Origin of the sequence: Acinetobacter sp. V89_7, assembly GCF_029967895.1 — a bacterium.
Classification (GTDB): Bacteria; Pseudomonadota; Gammaproteobacteria; order Pseudomonadales; family Moraxellaceae; genus Acinetobacter; species Acinetobacter soli.
This window is the reverse complement of the sequence record NZ_JASCAJ010000004.1, coordinates 1-20,166: the sequence shown is the minus strand read 5'-3', so window position 1 is coordinate 20,166 and position 20,166 is coordinate 1. Positions and strand designations below refer to the sequence as shown.

Genomic DNA, 20,166 nt, shown 5'->3' with positions numbered 1-20,166 from the left:
AGGCTGGGCATTTGTCGCTTCTTTTGCTATTCCCAGAATAATTAGATTATAATTTTCGCAATGCGAAACATTAATTGAGTTGAGTGCACTCATTCTTATGACAGATTTAAATGACATTGAACATAATGAAAAATTATTAGCCCCGCTGCGTCATGAATTGCTTCATCCCATCGAAGATATGCAAGATGAAGATGACCGACAATTTATCACGGCTTTGGCGCGTGGTCTGGAATTATTGCGCTGTTTCTCTGCCAAACAACCGCATTTAGGTAATCAAGAATTGTCACAGATGACAGGCTTGCCCAAACCTACAATTACTCGCTTGACACATACCTTGTCGCGTTTGGGGTATATTCGTCAGGTGCCGAATTCAACCAAATTTCAATTGTCTGTTGGCGTCTTGGCGTTTGGTTATTCCATGCTTTCCAATGTCTCCATCCGTTCAATTGCTCAGCCCTATATGAAAGATCTGGCCGATTATGCCGGTGCTGCTGTGGCCATGTCGACCCGCGATCGACTCAACATGATTTATCTGGATGTTGTGCAAGGTAAAGGTAATGTTACCATGCGCCGTCAGGTCGGAACATATTTACCCATTCACCTCAGTTCGATGGGGCGTGCCTGTCTTGCTGCTATGCCTGAAGATGAGCGCGACTTTCTGTTAAACGCGATTCGTAGCAAGCATAAAGAAGACTGGATTAAAATTAATCGTGATCTGGATAAAGCATTTCGTGATTACCAAGATTTTGGTTACTGTTTTTCGATAGGCGACTGGCATAAGGATGTTAATTCGGTGGCGGTGCCACTCATGCATGAGCAACATGGATTACTGGTATTTAATTGTGGTGGGCCAAGTTTCATTATGAAGCGAGAGAAACTCGAAGAAGATATTGCACCGCGCTTATTGCATATGGTCAATAACATCAAGACAGAAATTAGCTGATTTTTTACTATCACGCTGATTTCTAAAGCTGTTAAGCCTGCTTTGATAGTAAAGTACTTTTACTGTCGAGGTAGGCAATCCATAAGGTCAGACCTCCAAAACCAATGCCGATCAAACATACGCCATGCCATCCTGAATGTCGCCAAGCATAACTTTCGATCACTGTGCCGAGTGCGCCACCAAAAAAATAAGCCGTCATATAAATTGCGTTAAAGCGTGATTTCAACACCTGATTCAATCGAAAGACAATACTTTGATTGGTGACATGAAGCGCCGATAATGAGGCATAAATCAAAAGAGTTGCCAAAATATAAAATATAAAAGAGACAGGTAAAAATAAAAAAAGGATCCAGCTCCCAATAAAGCCACCAGCAGAGATATAGGATATCCAGTGGACATTACGCTCATTTAAATGATGACCAGCCAGATTTGCAACCAAAGTTCCTAAAATGCCCACAAAGCCGAACAGTCCGATACTAAAATCAGAAAAATGATAGGGCGCAGGCGCAAGTAGTAAAGACATTGTAGTAAATACCATGCTCACACTCGCAAAAATTAAAAAACCAAGTGCGGCGCGTCGGGCCAAGCAGGGTGAATTTTTTAATAATACTGGAATAGAAACAAGCGTTTTCATATAGCTCTGTCGCTGTGTGGCGGGAAACACATCGAGCTTGCGATATAACATAAATGCAATCATGAGCAAGGCGATTCCGCTGATCACATAAATGATTTGCCAGTGCCAGAGCGTAGAGGCCAAACCAGATAATGACCGAGCTAATAAAATTCCAAGCATGAGTGCGCTAATTAAAAAACCAACCACACGGCCACTTTGTGTAATAGGCACCAGACTGGCTGCAAGTGGCAGGAGTAGCTGAGCAGAAACTGAAAATAATCCAGTTAAAATTGTGCCTACGATCATCCATCCCAAGCGATCTGCGCTTCCGGTAATGAGCAGTCCACAGGCGGCAAGCACCATCAAAATAACCACCAATTGACGCTTTTCTAACAGATCTCCAAGTGGCATCAACACCAATAAACCAATGGCATAGCTGATTTGAGCACATGTGGGAATCCAAGCAACCGATGTTTCTGGAAGTGCAAGAGATAGCGCAATGGAATGAATAAGCGGTTGGCTAAAATAATTACTACCCGAACAAATTCCCGCTGCAATCGCCATGAGTATTAATGTAGGCGTATAAAATGAACAAGATCTCATAAAACCAGACGGCCAATTGCTGTGCTTACAGAATTTAAGAGTAATAAATTTAAATTGTATTTACAATTAAATAAAACATTATTTTGCTATGCGGTACTTTAATTTGATATAAACATGAATCATGTGTCAGATGCATATATTACAGAATGAGGGATGCTATGGGAGCCTTAACAGGATTTAGGGTGTTGGATTTAAGCCGTATACTTGCTGGGCCTTGGTGTAGCCAGATTCTTGCAGACTTAGGTGCAGAGGTCATCAAAATTGAAAAGCCATTTCAAGGCGATGATACGCGTATCTGGGGCCCACCGTTTTTAAAAACCGATCAGGGTGAAGATTCAAATGAGTCAGCCTATTATTTATCTGCAAATCGCGGTAAATATTCGGTGGCCATTGATATGGCAAGCGTTGAAGGTCAGGCTCTCATTAAAAAAATGGTACTTGAAAGTGACGTTCTACTCGAAAATTACAAAGCGGGTTCTTTAAAAAAATACGGGCTGGATTATGAAAGTTTAAAAGAAATTAACCCTAAACTGGTGTACTGCTCAATCACTGGATTTGGTCAAAAAGGCCCACGTGCTCAGGAGCCAGGTTACGACTTTATTATTCAAGGTTTGGGCGGGATGATGAGTGTGACGGGGGAGCGCGATGATTTACCAGGTGGCGGCCCTCAAAAAGCAGGTTTAGCTTTTGCAGATTTAACCACAGGGTTATACGCTGCGATTGCAATTCAGGCTGCTTTGTTGTCTCGTGTGAGTACCGGTGAGGGGCAGCATATTGATATGGCTTTGCTCGATACACAAGTGGCTTCACTTTCTGTATTGGCCATGAATTATTTAACTTCAGAAAAAATACCGGGCCGTTTGGGTAATGCGCACGCAAATATTGTACCGTACCAGGTATTTAAAGCCTCTCAAGGCGAATTTATTATTGCATGTGGCAATGACCAACAGTTTAAGGCCTTATGTGAAAGTATTGAGCGTCCAGAGCTGGCTGTAGATTCAAGATTCAAACAAAACAAGGGAAGAGTGACGCATCGTGATGAACTTGTAGAGATCTTGCAGCAACACTTTATGAGCAAGCCTGCACAGGTCTGGGTAGAACGGATTCATGCTGTGCAAGTACCTGTTGGCATGATCAATAATCTTCAACAAACGCTTGAAGAAGAGCAGGTGCGTTTTCGTGAAATGGTTGTTCAAATTGAACATCCGCTTAAGAAAGACTATGTATCGATTGGCTCGCCAATCAAACTCTCAAAAACTCCGGTGCAATACACCAAAGCACCGCCGTTTTTGGGTGAAGACACTGATCTTATCTTACAGCGTTTTGTTTCGCCGCAAGAACTTGCGCAGCTCAAAGATCAGCGTGTTGTACAGCAAGGTTAATAACGCAGTGAGGTGTGAGGCAGCGCGTATCATGATTTAGTTAAGATCACAGGCTCTCAGTCAGCGCATCTTGAATACTATGCACCATATATTTCAAACGTGGTCCGATCTCGTCGACTAATTTTTCTGCGCTGAGCAAATAAGAAGGCGAGCCGCAGTTAAATACATAAATGCCGTGCTTTAAACTGACGAGGGGTACTGCAACTGAGTTAATGCCTTGTTGCCAATCGCCCAGAGACAAACAATATCCGTGCTGGGCGTACTCATCAAATGCTTTTTTGAGCATCATTTCAATTTGTGGCCATTCTTCAGGATGTTTCTTCTGAATCGCCTTAAGTAAGCGTTTACGTTCAAATTCTGGTGTCGCAGCAAGACAAGCTCGTCCCATAGAACTGCTATAAAGTGGTAAGGTGGAACCAATCGGGCGACGAATTTTACTATTGGTTTGAACAACATCCAGATAGAGCATATTTAGACGATCACGCGCTGCCAATGCAACGGGTGCCTGAGCATATTGGCTCATTTCTTCCATATAGCGATGTGCAGTACTACGCACAGTTAAATTCGATAGCGCGGCATAACCCAAAGACAATACGCCAATATCCAGCATATATTTTGGAGAATCTGGCATTTGTTTTAAATAGCCTAAGCAAACCAGCGTATTGGTTATTCTGGCAATGGTAGGTTTAGGTAGTCCTGTCATTTTTGCCAGCTCGAGATTACCAAGAACTTGGTGCTGTAAAGAAAAACAACGCAGAAGTTCAAGGCCACGTGCCAAAGACGCAATAAACTGAGGATTGTTTTCTCGATGAATATGGGAAATTGGATCTAAACGAATTTCATCAAAATTGAGTGGTTTATCATTTTTTTTAAGTTCAGTACTTTGCGACATTCCATGCTCAAACAGAAGGCTAAAGACCGATAATAGAGCATTTCATTTTGTATTGTAAGTATCATCCATTCATCGCAAGATACGATGAATGGATCTGATGAATACATGTAGGGCAGATCAATTATCCAGAAACATTTTCAATGACCATCGCTAAGCCTTGTCCTACACCAATACACAAGCTCACCACCGCATACCGTTTATTACGACGCTGAAGTTCTCTAGCAACCGTAAGAGCTAAACGTGCACCGGAAGCGCCCAGTGGATGACCGATCGCAATTGCTCCGCCGTTTGGGTTTACACGCGGGTCATCGAACGAAAGGCCTAATCCCTTTAAACATGAGAGTACTTGTGAGGCAAAGGCTTCATTAATTTCGATAATATCTAAATCATCTAGCGTAAGTCCTGCACGCTGTACTGCTTTTTTGATGGCTTCAATTGGGCCAGCACCCATAATTCGAGGTTCAATACCTGCTGCTGCCGCAGAAAGTATTTTAGTCATAGGCTTTAATCCATATTTTTGACCTGCCTGTTCAGAACCGATCAGCAGTGCTGCTGCTCCATCATTAATCCCTGATGCATTACCTGCTGTCACTACACCACCTTCAAAAAGAGGCTTAAGTTTACTCAAGGCATCGAGGGTTGAGCTTGGGCGAGGGTGTTCATCTTCGCAGATGAGTTTAGGTGGCAGTTTTTTACCCTGAGGCACTTCAACAGGCGTGATTTCGTCAGTAAAAAAACCATCTTGTTTGGCTTGCTGGTATTTTGCCTGTGAATCTGCTGCAAACTGATCGGCCTGTGCACGGTCTATACCATATTCCACCGCGACATTGTCGCCTGTTTCAGGCATGGAGTGCCCACCAAACTGCGCGGTAATTTTTTTATTTGGGAAGCGGGTACCAATGGTGGTGTCATAAATTTTTGCTTCGCGGCTAAACGCACTTTCTGCCTTGCCCATCACAAATGGCGCTCTAGACATGCTTTCTACTCCACCCGCAATGTATAAATCGCCTTCACCACAGGTAATTGCACGTGCCGAATCGATGACTGCCCCAAGGCCGCTCGCACAGAGACGATTGATCGTCTGACCCGGTACCGTTACGGGTAAGCCTGCGAGTAATGCAGCATGCCGCGCAATATTGCGACTGTCTTCACCCGCTTGATTGGTATCCCCTAAAATAACATCTTCAATGTCTGCACCCGGTACGCCGGTTTTTTCAATGAGTCGTTGAATGACCAATGCGGCCAAATCGTCTGGTCGAATCGAGGCCAATTCACCTGCATGGCGACCAAATGGTGTACGTAATCCGTCGTAAATATATGCATTTAACATGTCTGAAATCCTGAATTATGATGCGCTATAGGTAAGGGGTAATTGTAATGTCACTCTACGTTGCAGCCATGGACTAGGTCGATAACGTGGGTCTAGGGTAAGTGCTGAGATGCGCGTTAGAATCAGTAAAATCTTATCGGCGCCCAGTACTTCACCCCACTCAATTGGGCCGTGTGGATAGCCTAAGCCCAAACGTACTGCTGCATTGATGTCATCTACGGTTGCAATACTTTGCTGAGCCATGTCACAGCCCAAGTTAATCACCATGGCCAGTACGCGCTGCGCAACAAAGCCAATACTTTCTGCAATCGTGCTTGCACCAACGCCGTCAAGGTTGAAAATAGAATGTGCAGCTTGGCAAAGTTCTGGTCGCGTTATCAGTGAAGGCATCAATGTTCGATGGCGCTCAAGCCCATACAGTAGATCAATCGCAACGCATTGTTTGGCATCGAGTCCTAATCGCTTTGCGGTATGTGTTGTATCTTCGCCGTAGCAGGCCAATAAACATAAGCTGTCTGGCTGCGGTGTTGCGCCGTTATCCAATGTGATCTGCTGTTGTTTTAAATAATCCATCAGGGCATCTTGGTCGGCCGTATAATCTGCTGCAATCCAGACCGCTGGATATTGCTCAAGCCGAGCGACATGTGAGGGGGCGGCTTCATTGGTTTTTTTACCAGCTTCATAACGATAAAAGCCCTGACCGGTCTTACGTCCAAGTTGTTTACCCGCTAAAAGTTGTTGGGTAAGCGGGTTTGGACGATAGCGTGGCTCTTGATAATATTGCTGATAAATAGACTCCATGACAGGATGTGATACATCTAATCCGGTCAGATCGAGTAGCTCAAATGGCCCCATTTTAAAGCCAACACCCTCTCTTAATATCCGGTCAATTTCGCTGAACGTTGTAACCGATTCATTGAGTATTTTCAGTGCTTCAGTGCCATAGCCACGGCCGGCATGGTTTACGATAAAGCCCGGTGTGTCTTTTGCCACAACTGCCCGATGTCCAAATGCATGAGACAGTTGAGTCATGGTCTCTACATGTTTTGCATCGGTTTTTAAACCTTGTATGACTTCGACCACTTTCATAAGTGGAACAGGGTTAAAAAAATGATAACCAATTACACGCTCTGGAACACGACACTGCGCCGAAATCGCAGTCACAGACAGGGATGAGGTATTAGAAGCTAAAATCGTGCTGTCTGGCACAATCTCTTCAAGCTGCTGCATTAAGGCCTGTTTGATGTCTAGCCGCTCAATAATTGCCTCAATAATCAGATCACATACTTTCAGATCAGGTAGGCTTTCGGTCACGATCAGGCAGTCGATGGCCTTTTGAGCCTGTTCAGACGTGATTTTATTTTTTTCGACCAGTTTATTGAGGGTTTCAGCCAGTTTATTTTTGGCTTGTAAGGCTGCGCCATCTTTAGTGTCATACAAATAGGTGGTATGTCCTGATTGAGCTGCAATTTGGGCAATTCCACTGCCCATAATGCCGACCCCAATAATCCCTATATGTTGTATTTGCTGTGTCATACCGTCGTTCCTCGGGTATTTGATTATTCTCTTAAACGTTGCACAAGTTTAAAAATTATTTGCCCTGATAAACGGGTTTGCGTTTTTCCATAAAGGACTGAATACCTTCAGATTTATCTTGTGTTGAAAAAAGCAGTTGAAAAGACTTCCGTTCTAGTGTCAGCCCTGCATTGAGAGGTACATCTTCACTGTGTAGCGCTACTTCTTTAATCTGCTGTAGCGCGATAGGCGGCATTGCGGCAAGGTTTTCTGCCATTTTGATTGCAGTTGTAATCGTGTCTGCATCTTCGGTCACTTGAGATACCAGCCCAATACGATAGGCTTCATCGGCAGGTACCAATACACCAGTCATGATCATGCGCATGGCGTGAAATTTACCGACCGCACGAAACAGGCGCTGCGTTCCTCCTGCACCCGGCATAAGTCCCACTTTAATTTCTGGCTGGCCAAAATTAGCACTTTTTCCTGCGATGATAATGTCACTATGCATGGCAAGCTCACAACCACCACCCAAGGCAAAGCCGTTCACTGCTGCAATAATTGGTTTTGGACACTGCGCAATGGCATTCCAGTAACGTTCGGTGTGTCTGAGCAACATCTCTGTAGAGGTGGCATTTGCCATTTCTTTTAAATCTGCACCCGCAGCAAATACTGAGTCTCCACCAGTGAGTACAATCGCATGAATATCATCATTAAAGCTTAAATCGTTAAATGCTCGAGCCAAATCTTTACGGATTTGCGTATTGAGCGCATTTTTTGCTTCTGGTCGATTAATTTTCACAACGGCTATGTTTTTAACTGAATAATCGACTTCTACGAAACATTCCTGTTGAAGATTTGTCATTTTATTATCCTTGATTTCGCACATCAAAACACTGTTCCTCATATCATGCGTATTTGTGATTTTTTTTCAAGCACTTTTTCCTTAATTGCGTATCATTTTTAAAAGATAAACAAAATAAAGCATCAAAAATTCAAAATTACGATAAAAAATTTCGTTTAACGAAATTTATTTTTAAAAAGTATTGTAAATTTGGTTTTAGTTCTCGTAGTATGAAATTAGTTCAAATTATTTTAGATATGTGAATTTGGTGGACAGGGAGAACACACATGATCCGCGATGATGGAATGTTGCAGCAGTTACTTTCAACCATTCGAGACTTTGTCCGCAATGAATTGATTCCCAGAGAGCACGAAGTAGATGAAAATGACCGTATTCCACAGGATATCGTGCAGCAAATGCGTGAAATGGGCCTATTCGGATTAACCATTCCAGAAGAATATGGCGGCCTTGGTATTACCATGGAAGAAGAGGTCAATGTTGCATTTGAATTGGGACATACATCGCCAGCGTTTCGTTCACTGATTGGAACAAATAATGGCATTGGCTCGAGTGGCTTAATTATTGATGGTACAGATGAACAAAAGCAGAAATACCTGCCCAAATATGCCAGCGGTGAGATTATTGGTTCGTTTTGCCTCACTGAACCAGAAGCAGGATCTGATGCAGCATCCTTAAAAACGACAGCAGTGAAAGACGGTGACTTTTATGTGATCAATGGAACCAAACGCTACATCACCAATGCACCACATGCTGCAACCTTTACCGTGATGGCGCGAACCAATCTAGAGATCAAGGGGGCAGGAGGAATTTCAGCATTTTTGGTTGAGGCCAATACACCAGGAATATCGTTAGGAAAAATCGACAAGAAAATGGGCCAGAAAGGCTCACATACCTGTGATGTTATTTTTGAAAATTGTCGTGTTCCGGCTTCAGCACTCATTGGAGGCGTAGAGGGCGTTGGCTTTAAAACCGCAATGAAGGTACTCGATAAAGGGCGCTTACATATTGGTGCGTATAGTGTCGGAATTGCCGAGCGCATGCTCGATGATGCACTGCGCTATGCGGTAGAACGCAAACAATTTGGTCAACCAATTGCCAATTTTCAATTGATTCAAGCCATGCTTGCCGATTCAAAGGCTGAGATTTATGCAGCAAAATGCATGGTGCTTGATGCGGCCCGACGTCGTGATGATGGTCAGAATATCAGTACAGAAGCCTCATGTGCCAAGATGTTTGCTACTGAAATGTGTGGCCGTGTGGCAGATCGCTGCGTACAGATACACGGCGGCGCTGGATATATCAGCGAATATTCAATCGAACGTTTTTATCGAGATGTTCGTTTGTTCCGTTTATACGAAGGCACAACTCAGGTTCAACAGCTCATTATTGCCAAAAACATGATTAAGGATATTACACACTAAACAAAAGTATATGAGGCAGAGGATGCCTCATCATTTAATTGTCTGAGGAAATAGACATGACAACGGATACAATTACACAAGATCGTCCTGTTGCAGTGATTGAAACACCCAAAAAGATTTGGATTACCGCGTTTGTTTTTGCTTTTTTAGCGCTATTGTGCGATGGCGCAGACCTTGGATTTCTGGCATTAAGCTTAACTAGCTTAAAGGCAGAGTTTCACCTCACGGGAGTGCAGGCCGGCACTTTAGGCAGTTTGACTTTACTCGGATCGGCCATAGGCGGTTTGTTTGGTGGTTGGGCATGTGACCGTTTTGGACGAGTCAGAATTATTGTTTTTTTTGTTGCTTACTCGTCGATTCTCACCTGTGCGCTCGGATTTACACAATCTTATATGCAATTTGCATGTATACGTGTGCTTGGAGCAATGGGGCTTGGTGCGCTATATATCGCGTGTAATGTGCTGATGTCTGAAATGGTGCCTACCAAACACCGCACCACCGTTTTGGCAACACTCATGACCGGCTACACTTTAGGCTCATTGCTTGCAACCTTACTCGCGGGACATATTATTCCCGATCATGGCTGGCGCTATTTGTACTGGTTATCGATTACACCTATTGTTTTATCATTTTTCATGCATTTTATGGTGCCTGAGCCAGCATCATGGAAAATCTCATTCGAACGTCGTGCTCGTGTGCATGCCCAGCAACCAGCTGTAAAATCTACAAATCCATATCGGGAAATCTTTAAAGAGCGCCGTCATGGCGTCATGTTTTTACTTTGGGTGGTGAGTACAGGTGCCTTACAGTTTGGTTATTATGGTGTGAGTAACTGGTTACCTGCCTATTTAGAATCTGATCTTGGTATTAAATTTAAAGAGATGGCCATGTATATGGTCGGTACCTTTATGATCATGATCTTTGCCAAAATTATTGCCGGTATGATTGCCGACCGTTTGGGCAGACGCGCTGTTTTTGCCTTTGGTACGATTGGTACCGCACTGTTTATTCCGGTGATTGTTTATTTAAACACGCCTATGAATATCTTATGGCTCATGTTGATGTTTGGGTTTTTATATGGCATTCCGTATGCAATTAATGCCACATACATGACCGAAAGCTTTCCAACCTCAATGCGTGGCTCTGCCGTCGGGGGTGCCTATAACGTAGGGAAAGTGCTCTCTATTTTTTCTCCACTTACCATTGGCTATTTATCACAGCAAGGCTCTATTGGTCTAGGGCTACTCGTGATGGCTGCGGCGTACTTTATTTGTGGTGTCATTCCTTTGTTATTTATTAAAGATCGTTTGTTTAATCCACAAAAAGCAGATTAACTCTACGTAATTTTAAATGCGTAGAAAAGATTTCAAATGATTTTAGCAACAATAATGAGAACAATGGATCAATTAAAAAAGGTGTATCAATGAAAATGGAAGTTTTAGATTCGATACAAAATGACGTGGTTCAAACGCCTAAACGCATCTGGATGACTGCATTTATTTTTTGTTTTTTTGTTTTATTGTGCGACGGTGCCGACATCGGAATTTTGGCATTTACATTGACCAGCTTAAAGGCGGAGTTTGGCTTGACCAGTGTTCAAGCAGGAGCGCTGGGAAGCTGGTCAATTTTAGGCATGGCCATTGGCGGATTGGCGGGTGGTTGGGCCAGTGATCGTTTTGGTCGCGTCCGGATTATTGTGATTGCCACTGCCGCATTTGCAATTTTATCTGCATGTACGGGTTTTGCGCAGTCTTATACCCAAATCGCAATTTTAAGAACGATTACCTGCATGGGGCTGGGGTGCCTGTATATCGCCTGTAATACCCTAATGTCGGAATTGGTGCCAACCAAATATCGCACCACAGTTCTGGCCACACTCATGACGGGATATACCTTGGGCTCGTTAGTTATTACCGGGTTATCGGGTTGGATTATTCCAGAGTTTGGCTGGCGAATGCTGTATTTCATCACCATTATTCCCATTGTACTGGCTATTTTGATGTGGATGCTGGTACCAGAACCTGCCTCTTGGCAACGTGCACGTGAGTTAAAGTTGCATGCTGCACCCACAAATCATGCTCAATCGAAAAACCCGTATATCGCTCTTTTTAAAGATAAACAGCACGGCAGAATGCTGCTGCTCTGGTCGTTTAGTTCTGGATTTTTACTGTTTGGTTACTTTGGAGTCAGTAACTGGCTGCCTGCTTATCTTGAGGCCGAACTCGGCATCAAGTTTAAAGAGATGGCGGTATACATGATTGGTACTTTCATTACCATGATGTTTGCAAAAGTGGTGGCCGGTTTTGTAGCGGATCGTATTGGTCGACGCATTGTGTTTGCTTTTGGCACCTTTGGAACAGCCCTGTTTATACCGGTTGTCGTCTACTTTCATACCGCTCAAAACATTGGCTGGCTGATGCTGATCTTTGGTTTTCTCTACGGGATTCCGTATGCCATCAATGCGACCTATTTAACTGAAAGTTTTCCAACCTCGATTCGTGGTACAGCAGTGGGTGGTGCCTTCAACATCGGACGTATTGGGGCTATTTTTGCACCGATCGCGATTGGATATCTTGCCATGCACAACTCCATCGGTGCCGGATTGTTACTCATGGGCGTGGCTTATTTTATGTGTGGCCTCATCCCGACATTACTGATTAAGGATCGTTTATACGATCCGCAACGTGCGGATTGAATCCGGTTTGTTTATCGAAACCATTCAAGGAATAGATGATTATGGTGAATAAAATCACGACAAACATAGAGTCGGTCTTAAAATCGATTCCAGATGGTGCAACCATTATGACCAGCGGCTTTGGTACGACAGGGCAGCCCGAAGCCTTGATTGAAGCGCTCATTGATATTGGCACCAAAGATCTGACCATTATTAACAATAATGCATCTTCTGGGCCGGGAGGGCTCACCAAGCTATTTTTGGCCGGTCGAGTGAAAAAGTTAATCAGTTCGTATCCTAAATCCATCAGCTCGACAGTATTTGCAGATTTATATCGTGCAGGGAAAATTGAACTTGAACTGGTGCCTCAAGGTAATTTGGCCTGTCGAATTCAAGCTGCTGGCGCTGGTTTGGGTGCAATTTTTACCCCAACCGGCTATGGAACCAAAATTGCCGAAGGAAAAGAGACACGTCATATCAATGGTAAAAACTATGTACTTGAATATCCATTAGAAGCGGACTATGCCCTGATTTATGCAGATAAAGCGGATCGATGGGGAAATCTGACTTACCGAAAAGCTGCCCGAAACTTTGGTCCTATTATGGCCAAAGCTGCAAAACAGACCATTGTACAAGTGAATCAAACCGTTGAACTGGGAACACTCGATCCTGAATGTATCATTACCCCCGGGATTTTTGTTCAACATGTCGTTGCAGTAGGAGACATTTAATGCATGTTCAAAAAAGAAATCGCGAAGAAATTGCTGCGCTCATTGCACAGGATATCCCTGATGGTGCCTACGTAAATTTAGGAATTGGCCTTCCTACGCATGTGGCGAAATATTTGCCAAAGGACAAAGAGATTTTCTTGCACTCGGAAAATGGTGTCTTGGCATTTGGTCCACCACCTATGGCAGGTGCAGAAGATCCCGATCTGGTCAATGCAGGAAAAGAGTTGGTGACGCTCCTTGATGGTGGATGTTTTATGCATCACGGTGATTCGTTTGACATTATGCGTGGCGGCCATCTGGATATTTGTGTGATTGGAGCATTTCAGGTGGCAATCAATGGAGATCTGGCCAATTGGCACACAGGGCGAGTCGATGACTTACCTGCGGTGGGCGGCGCAATGGATCTGGCAGTTGGTGCAAAAAGCATTTTTGTATATATGGAACACATCACCAAAAAAGGTGAACCCAAAATTGTGGAAACACTACATTATCCGATTACTGGGCAGCAATGTGTGGATCGAATTTACACCGATCTATGTGTGATTGAGTTAAAAGCAGGTCAGGCGCATGTCATTGAAATGGTCGACGGACTAACATTTGAAGCATTGCAGGCTGTGACCGGATGTAAATTAACTGATGCAAGAGCCGCTGCATGATGATGTGATCAGTACAGCAATGTGATCTCGCAGGTTGAAATCAAAATAAAATCTTTAAGGATAAAAGATGAAAAAACTATTACTGGCTGTGGCTTGTACCACGGCCTCAGGAGCGCTTTTTGCAAATTCGGGTACTACAGAACAACGAATTCAGACATTAGAGATGGAGTTAGCGCGCTTAAAGGCCGATTTGGCTCAGCAAAAACAACAAAATCAATCGGTTGAAAGTGTTCAGGCACAGCAAGTGAGTACACCTCAAAATACAGCCCCAAAAGATAAAGTAATTCCACCGTCTTGGGTCAATTGGACGGATCAAGTGAAGGTGTATGGAATTGCACGTCTTGATGCCGCTGTAGATTTTCAGTCTTCACCAGACAGTGGCGGACGTACTACGAGTAGTCTATATCGTACACCTTTTGAAAGTAGCACCAGAGCCAATCACGCACGTTCGGATGCCAGTATTAATGCCAGTCGAATCGGCGTATATTTTAATAATCCCGATAAAACAATTTTGGGTAATGTCGAAGCAGACTTTTTTGACAGCTCGACCATGGGTACAGGGGATGGTAAATTCCGTATCCGACATGCATTTTTCACTTATAAAGATTGGACTTTTGGTCAAACATGGTCCTTGATGTCGAATATGGAAACTCGAACGGAGTCTGTCGATTATACGCAGTTCTTAGGTACCTCATATACCCGCCTGCCACAAGTACGATATGACTGGAAAATAGATGCTCAGCAGGACTTGAAATTAGCACTGGAATACACCGGTTCACGTGTATCGGCGTTGCCGTCTTTCACCACACGTTATAGTTATAAACAGGGCCCACTCTTGGTTTTGGCACAAGGTTTTGTCAATGAAAAATCGGTCGATGTTGCAACAGAAAATATTAAAAAAATCAGTTGGGGCGCTGGTGGTGGCTTAAAATATGCCTTTACACCTATGCAATCGATTCAAGCCAATTATCAATATATCGTGGGCGATCAAAAATTTATGCCTTATACCGCGCAAAGTGGGCTGGCCAATGCATCTACGCTCAATGCTGCTGGAGACTTTTCTTTAAATCAAGATAAAACGGCATTGGTCATGAATAAGTTGCATGCCTTTAATTTAGGATATACCTATAAGTTTAGTCCGTATTGGCGCACCAACTGGTCGGCATCGTTATTTAAGTATGACGATCGTACCACCTATGCAAAACTAAATCCCGATGCCAATAAGCAGCTTGTCGATTACGTAGCAAACTTATTTTATAGTCCGAATACTCAGCTCGATTTCGGTATTGAATATCATCAGGGGCAGCGAAAAGTGTTTGATGGCCGTACCGCCGATGTGTCACGAATCAATGTTGTCTCTATGTACAAATTCTAGTTTGGGATGATCTAAATACAATGCAAAATGTCATGCAGTCTGCTGCTCAACCCTTGAACATGTCACGAGGTTTGGTATTTATCTTGGCCATGACATGCGGCATTTGTGCAGGCTCAAACTATTATAATCAGCCGTTGATCTATTCTATCGCGCACGCATTAGGAGTCAGTCCAGATCAAGCGGCATTAGTGATTGTGATTGGGCAGCTCTCATATGCGGTGGGGCTGTTTTTACTGGTGCCGCTGGGCGACTTTTTTGAAAAAAGACGCTATATCGTTGTGTTAATGTTATGCACCGGATTTTCACAAATCGGCATTTCATTTAGTCCAAACCTGAGTGCGTTGTATGTTTTAACATTCATGTCGACATTTTTTTCGGTATCGACACAAGTGCTGGTTCCTTTTGCTGCTGGGCTGGTCTCTACACAGCAAAGCCCCCGCATTGTGGGTACGCTCATGAGTGGCCTGTTTATGGGGATTTTATTGGCTCGATCTGTTGCAGGCTTGATCTCTACATTGTGGTCGTGGCATGCGGTCTATTTGCTCAGTGGTGGATTAATCTTGATTTTTGCAATTGTGGTTTGGTTTCGTTTACCCGAAGCACATCGAAGCGGGCAGATTAAACTTTGGCAAATCTATGTATCACTTTTTACGCTTGCCACCCATGAGCCACATTTGATTCGGCGTGGTATTGTAGGTGGTATCGGTTTTGGAATTTTAGCGCTCATCTTTACCACCATGACTTTTTTACTGGCCAATGCACCTTACTATTTTAATGATTTTCAAATTGGTGTATTTGGTGTGGTAGGGCTGGCTGGTGTATTTGCGACACATTGGGCAGGTAAAAAAATTGCTAAAAAACAAGAAAATTTAACCGCATTGCTCAGTTTGATCTTACTTATAGCAGCATGGTTTCCATTATTTTTCGCCCAAAAATCATTGATTCTTTATGCTTCAGGTGTAATTTTGGCCTATTTTGGATTATCTGCATTACACGTATTGAATCAAAATCTGGTCTATCGGATCTCACTTCAGGCAAGATCAAGAATTAACTCGATTTACATGACATTGTATTTTGCAGGTGCTGCACTGGGCTCACTCATGGCGGTCTATGCTTGGAAACATTGGGGCTGGACCGCCTGTGCAAGTATAGGTTTAGGTATGGCGATACTCAGTTTTATGATTGACCGTTATGATTTTTATATCATGAAACGCTCGGCTGATTGCGACTAAACAAAGCGTTTCATCGCGCTGACTTAACGTCGGATAATCATAAAGGTTGCTGAGGCAAAGGCATAAATCTTACCTTGATCATCAACAATTTTACCCTCGGTGGTAATGATATTCCGTCCCGCATTAATCAGCTCCCCATGCGCATAATAGGCGGTATCTATTTGCATAGGACGGATCATCTTCACATTTAAATCAATGGTGCCGTAGCCCGTATTTGGGCCGAGTACCGAATGTGCTGCGCCGCCCGTGGATGTATCTAAAGCAGTGGCACAAAAACCGCCGTGTACGCCACCTTGTACATTTAAGTGGCTCTTGTTGGGAATCACTCTATACACCACTTTTCCTTCAGATGCTTCAATTAATTCCATTGGCAAGGTGTGTGCCATTGGGGAGGCATCTATTTCTCCTTGTTTTAAAGCGGTTAAAAACTCAAGACCCGTTTGCATATGACATCCTTGTTAAATGGTAGAATAAAAGAGAATTAAACATACTATAAAAACAAATTATTCAAAATATAATTTTGCATAACAAAAATTAAATTTATTTTCAGTTTTTATTTAATATTTTTATTAATACGTTGATAATTTATTAAGATGTTGTAATTATTCATTTATTTTTAAAATAAAAGTTCCTCTAATCTATATGTTTGCATAGTTAGCCTTGAATTAATGTTATTTTGCAGAAATTAATTTTGCATTATGAAATTAAATTGGTTATTTTTGATTCATAGAATTACAAGATTGGATGTGTCTATCCATCACTTACAACACTGCAAGGGATTACAGAGATGCCGGTTTATCAAGCGCCACTTCGTGATATGCAATTTGTTTTACATGAGCTTTTAGAGGTTGAAACTACATATCAGCAATTTCATGGTTATAAGGATATGCTCAGCACAGAGGTGATCAATCAGTATTTAGAGGCAGCCGCAGATTTTTGTGAAAATGAAATTGCACTGCTCAATCAATCTGGTGATCAGCACGGGTGTCGATTACATGAAGGTGTTGTGACCACGCCACACGGCTTTAAAGCTGCGCATCAAAAATATGCCGAGCTGGGTTTTCCATCCTTGACAGCAGATCCCGAATATGGCGGGCAAGGGATGCCAACCTTGCTTCGAATCGCAATTTCTGAAATGTTGTGTGGCTCGAATTGGTCTTGGGCCATGTATCAAGGGCTTTCACATGGTGCAATGCGTACGCTTGAGCATCATGGTACACCTGAACAAAAACAAAAATTTCTGAGTAAACTGATTACAGGCGAATGGACAGGCACCATGTGCCTCACCGAGTCACATGCCGGATCAGATTTAGGTTTGATACGTACAAAAGCAGAACCCAATGCAGACGGGAGCTATGCAATTTCTGGTGAGAAAATCTTTATTTCTGCCGGAGAGCACGATTTAACCGAAAATATTGTACATATTGTGCTGGCACGTTTGCCTGATGCACCTGCTGGAACCAAAGGCATTTCGCTTTTTATTGTGCCAAAATTTAATCTTGATGAGGCGGGAAATATTGCAGATCGAAATGCAGTGCTGTGTACATCAATCGAGCATAAGATGGGGATTCATGGTAACGCGACCTGCGCACTCCATTTTGATCGAGCAACAGGCCACTTAATTGGTCCGCCACATCGTGGGCTCAATTGTATGTTTACCTTTATGAATACTGCACGTATTGGAACGGCTGTACAAGGACTTGCAGCATCACAAATTGCCTTTCAAGGGGCTTTGGCTTATGCCAAAGATCGTTTGGCTATGCGTGGACTTACGGGTGCACATTATCCCGAAAAAAATGCCGATCCGATTATTGTCCATCCCGCTGTTCGTAATATGCTAATGACGCAAAAAACTTTTGCAGAAGGCGGCCGTGCACTTGTTTATTTTTTAGCACAGCATGCAGATATTATCGAAAAATCAAACGATCCTGTCCAAATTCAACGCTCCGATGAGCTGCTGGCCTTTTTAACTCCAATTGCCAAGGCATTTTTGACCGAAACAGGCAATGAGTCGGCCAAACATGGTATTCAAATATTTGGTGGTCATGGATTTATTGTAGAACATGGTATGGAGCAAATTGCACGTGATGCCAGAATTTCTACGCTTTATGAGGGAACCACTGAAATCCAGTCGATCGACTTACTTGCGCGTAAAGTATTAAAGTCTAAGGGTAAACTTCTGAACAATATGCTTGATTTGATCGATGCATTTATTGCGGCGCATCATGCAGATCCAGCGTTGAGTCCATATATTGAAAAGCTCATTGCGTTAAAAGGAGAGTGGTTGAATCTTACTCAAGAGATTACAACGGTTGCAAAGCAAAACCCTGAAGAAATTGGCGCTGCCAGTGTTGATTACTTATATTATTCTGGTTATGTAGTATTTGCTTATCTGTGGGCAAAAATGGCACAAGTTGCCTATGAGAAACAACAAAACACAGCACAGGATACTCGTTTTTATGCGGCTAAAATTAAGACTGCGAATTTCTTCTTCGATAAGCTGCTGACCAGAACACAAAGCCATGCCGCTTCAATTAAATCAGGCGCTTCCTCTGTAATGGCATTGAGTGAAGAGGACTTTGCTTTTTAAAAAACAGATGATGCTTGAAGGCATCAGATTCTATTGATATACATTTTAAGCGCGACATTTTCACTGTTATTATACTCAGCCCATGATGAGGCTGAGTATTTCTTTATAAAATGATCAGATACGATCATCGAACAAGATGTATGGAAAATGAATTATAAAATATTGCGTAACTCACGTGCTGTTTCTTGCAATAGTGGCAAGATATGCTGAATCAGATATTCTTTTGTGGTTCGCATCGTGGGTGACACAATATTGAGGGCGGCCACTACACGTGATTGCTGCCCATAAATAGGAACAGCCAGTGCATGTACACCGAGTTCATGTTCTTCACTTGAATAACACCAACCCTGTTCTTTAATTTCAGATAACAGATCTAGAAAAATCACATTATCGGTATGGGTATACTTGGTTAAACGCTGTAAAGGGTACTGATTTAGCCATTCTTGTTGTGCGAGATCATCTAGATAGGCCAACAGAATTTTTCCAGCTGAGGTGGCATGTGCGGGAAGTCGATTGCCCAAATGTAATCCGTAAGGATTTACACGATCTGTCTGTTGATGCGCTGCGCTACGTGCAATGGTAATGGCTTCATATCCATCTAATACCATCACGGAGTAGATCAAGGAAGTTTGTGTGGTCAGTAAGTTGAGCAGGGGTTGCGAAATTTTTGGAAGCTGGGCACCGCCCAAATAAGAGCCTGAAAATTTTAAAATTTTTGGTGTTAAATAAAAGTAATGACCATCTGAATCTAGATAACCAAGATACTCCAGCGTGAGTAGATGCCGACGTGCTGCTGCGCGCGTCATGCCGGTGCGTTCGGCTGCCATGGTAATATTAAGGCGATGACGATCTGTGCCAAAGCTATCAAGTATTGCCAGACCTTTACTAATACCTGCAACAAAGTCTTCATGACGAATCGTTTTTTTATTGGCAGGATTTTGAAGAATATTTTCTTCTCTGACTGAATTTCTATCCATGACGCACTCAAAATATGTTCGTTACAATACAGTTCATATTGCATGCTTACTATACTCTGAAAACGGGTCAATTAAATGATGTTTTGTTCGAACATCGAACATAATTTTTATAAATCGAACAAAACCTTGTGAGTTGCTCTAGCGCTCAACCATAAAATTATAAAAAATGATCAAACAAGGGAATCCTACTAAATGACTAAGGAATAGTGATTTGTATCTCTCATTCATCTCCTTCTTCATGTCTGTTTTCCTTCCTTTCAAATTTGCTAGATGCACATTGGAGTTATCTAATGATAGATAAAAGTGCAGCGACCCTAACGGAAGCGCTCTCCCAGATCCACGACGGTGCCACCATCCTGATTGGTGG

17 protein-coding genes and 1 pseudogene are annotated in these 20,166 nt (G+C 42.9%); 11 read left to right on the top strand and 7 right to left on the bottom strand.

The annotated features are described in order from the left end of the window. Positions 1-97 precede the first annotated feature (97 nt). Positions 98-943, top strand: coding sequence for an IclR family transcriptional regulator (locus QLG00_RS00720; protein ID WP_004937849.1), 846 nt, complete (start codon positions 98-100; stop codon positions 941-943). A gap of 31 nt (positions 944-974) precedes the next feature. Here QLG00_RS00720 and QLG00_RS00715 read toward each other — a convergent pair whose 3' ends face one another. Next, positions 975-2,159, bottom strand: coding sequence for an MFS transporter (locus QLG00_RS00715; protein WP_282470355.1), 1,185 nt, complete (start codon positions 2,157-2,159; stop codon positions 975-977). Between the two features lie 158 nt (positions 2,160-2,317). On the opposite strand from QLG00_RS00715, the gene QLG00_RS00710 reads away from it, so the two are divergent. After that, on the top strand, positions 2,318-3,541 hold the full coding sequence (locus QLG00_RS00710; protein ID WP_282470354.1) for a CaiB/BaiF CoA-transferase family protein: 1,224 nt from the start codon (positions 2,318-2,320) through the stop codon (positions 3,539-3,541). 46 nt (positions 3,542-3,587) lie between these two features. Here the strand turns inward: QLG00_RS00710 and QLG00_RS00705 are convergent, their stop codons facing one another. The 4 genes from QLG00_RS00705 to QLG00_RS00690 form a co-directional block, all read right to left on the bottom strand. Next, entirely contained in the window at positions 3,588-4,433 is an 846-nt protein-coding gene (locus tag QLG00_RS00705) for an IclR family transcriptional regulator (protein WP_282470353.1), read from the bottom strand. A 121-nt stretch (positions 4,434-4,554) separates the two neighbouring features. Continuing rightward, positions 4,555-5,763, bottom strand: a complete 1,209-nt coding sequence (locus QLG00_RS00700) for a 3-oxoadipyl-CoA thiolase (protein WP_282470352.1) — start codon at positions 5,761-5,763, stop codon at positions 4,555-4,557. Between the two features lie 15 nt (positions 5,764-5,778). Continuing rightward, a complete protein-coding gene (locus QLG00_RS00695) occupies positions 5,779-7,299 on the bottom strand; it encodes a 3-hydroxyacyl-CoA dehydrogenase (protein WP_282470351.1) in 1,521 nt (506 codons plus the stop codon). 55 nt (positions 7,300-7,354) lie between these two features. After that, on the bottom strand, positions 7,355-8,143 hold the full coding sequence (locus tag QLG00_RS00690; RefSeq protein WP_208477449.1) for an enoyl-CoA hydratase: 789 nt from the start codon (positions 8,141-8,143) through the stop codon (positions 7,355-7,357). A gap of 266 nt (positions 8,144-8,409) precedes the next feature. On the opposite strand from QLG00_RS00690, the gene QLG00_RS00685 reads away from it, so the two are divergent. The 7 genes from QLG00_RS00685 to QLG00_RS00655 all read left to right on the top strand — a co-directional run bounded on the left by QLG00_RS00685 (position 8,410) and on the right by QLG00_RS00655 (position 16,232). Next, positions 8,410-9,564, top strand: coding sequence for an acyl-CoA dehydrogenase family protein (locus tag QLG00_RS00685; RefSeq protein WP_282470350.1), 1,155 nt, complete (start codon positions 8,410-8,412; stop codon positions 9,562-9,564). 56 nt (positions 9,565-9,620) lie between these two features. Next, on the top strand, positions 9,621-10,898 hold the full coding sequence (locus tag QLG00_RS00680; RefSeq protein ID WP_004937829.1) for an MFS transporter: 1,278 nt from the start codon (positions 9,621-9,623) through the stop codon (positions 10,896-10,898). Positions 10,899-10,987: 89 nt separating this feature from the next. Further along, complete coding sequence (locus QLG00_RS00675) at positions 10,988-12,259, top strand: MFS transporter (RefSeq protein ID WP_282470349.1); 1,272 nt, start codon at positions 10,988-10,990, stop codon at positions 12,257-12,259. 41 nt (positions 12,260-12,300) lie between these two features. Continuing rightward, complete coding sequence (locus QLG00_RS00670; RefSeq protein ID WP_004937825.1) at positions 12,301-12,969, top strand: 3-oxoacid CoA-transferase subunit A; 669 nt, start codon at positions 12,301-12,303, stop codon at positions 12,967-12,969. Then, positions 12,969-13,625: a 3-oxoacid CoA-transferase subunit B gene (locus QLG00_RS00665; protein WP_025095552.1), complete on the top strand. Its 657-nt coding sequence runs from the start codon at positions 12,969-12,971 to the stop codon at positions 13,623-13,625. Before QLG00_RS00670 ends, QLG00_RS00665 begins: the two co-directional genes overlap by 1 nt. 67 nt (positions 13,626-13,692) lie before the next feature. Continuing rightward, entirely contained in the window at positions 13,693-15,000 is a 1,308-nt protein-coding gene (gene dcaP, locus QLG00_RS00660; RefSeq protein ID WP_151815770.1) for an outer membrane trimeric porin-like protein DcaP, read from the top strand. A gap of 20 nt (positions 15,001-15,020) precedes the next feature. Beyond that, positions 15,021-16,232 (top strand): MFS transporter, encoded by a 1,212-nt coding sequence (locus QLG00_RS00655; protein WP_151764624.1) that lies wholly within the window; start codon positions 15,021-15,023, stop codon positions 16,230-16,232. A gap of 23 nt (positions 16,233-16,255) precedes the next feature. Here QLG00_RS00655 and QLG00_RS00650 read toward each other — a convergent pair whose 3' ends face one another. After that, positions 16,256-16,678: a PaaI family thioesterase gene (locus QLG00_RS00650; RefSeq protein ID WP_151764625.1), complete on the bottom strand. Its 423-nt coding sequence runs from the start codon at positions 16,676-16,678 to the stop codon at positions 16,256-16,258. A 341-nt stretch (positions 16,679-17,019) separates the two neighbouring features. Here QLG00_RS00650 and QLG00_RS00645 point away from each other — a divergent pair, with 341 nt between their 5' ends. Next, positions 17,020-18,822, top strand: a complete 1,803-nt coding sequence (locus tag QLG00_RS00645; RefSeq protein ID WP_151764626.1) for an acyl-CoA dehydrogenase C-terminal domain-containing protein — start codon at positions 17,020-17,022, stop codon at positions 18,820-18,822. 152 nt (positions 18,823-18,974) lie between these two features. Here QLG00_RS00645 and pcaU read toward each other — a convergent pair whose 3' ends face one another. Then, positions 18,975-19,799, bottom strand: coding sequence for an IclR family transcriptional regulator PcaU (gene pcaU / locus QLG00_RS00640; protein WP_004947557.1), 825 nt, complete (start codon positions 19,797-19,799; stop codon positions 18,975-18,977). A 290-nt stretch (positions 19,800-20,089) separates the two neighbouring features. Between pcaU and QLG00_RS00635 the strand changes: the two are divergent. Beyond that, positions 20,090-20,166, top strand: a pseudogene (locus tag QLG00_RS00635) (3-oxoadipate CoA-transferase); the annotation flags it as partial.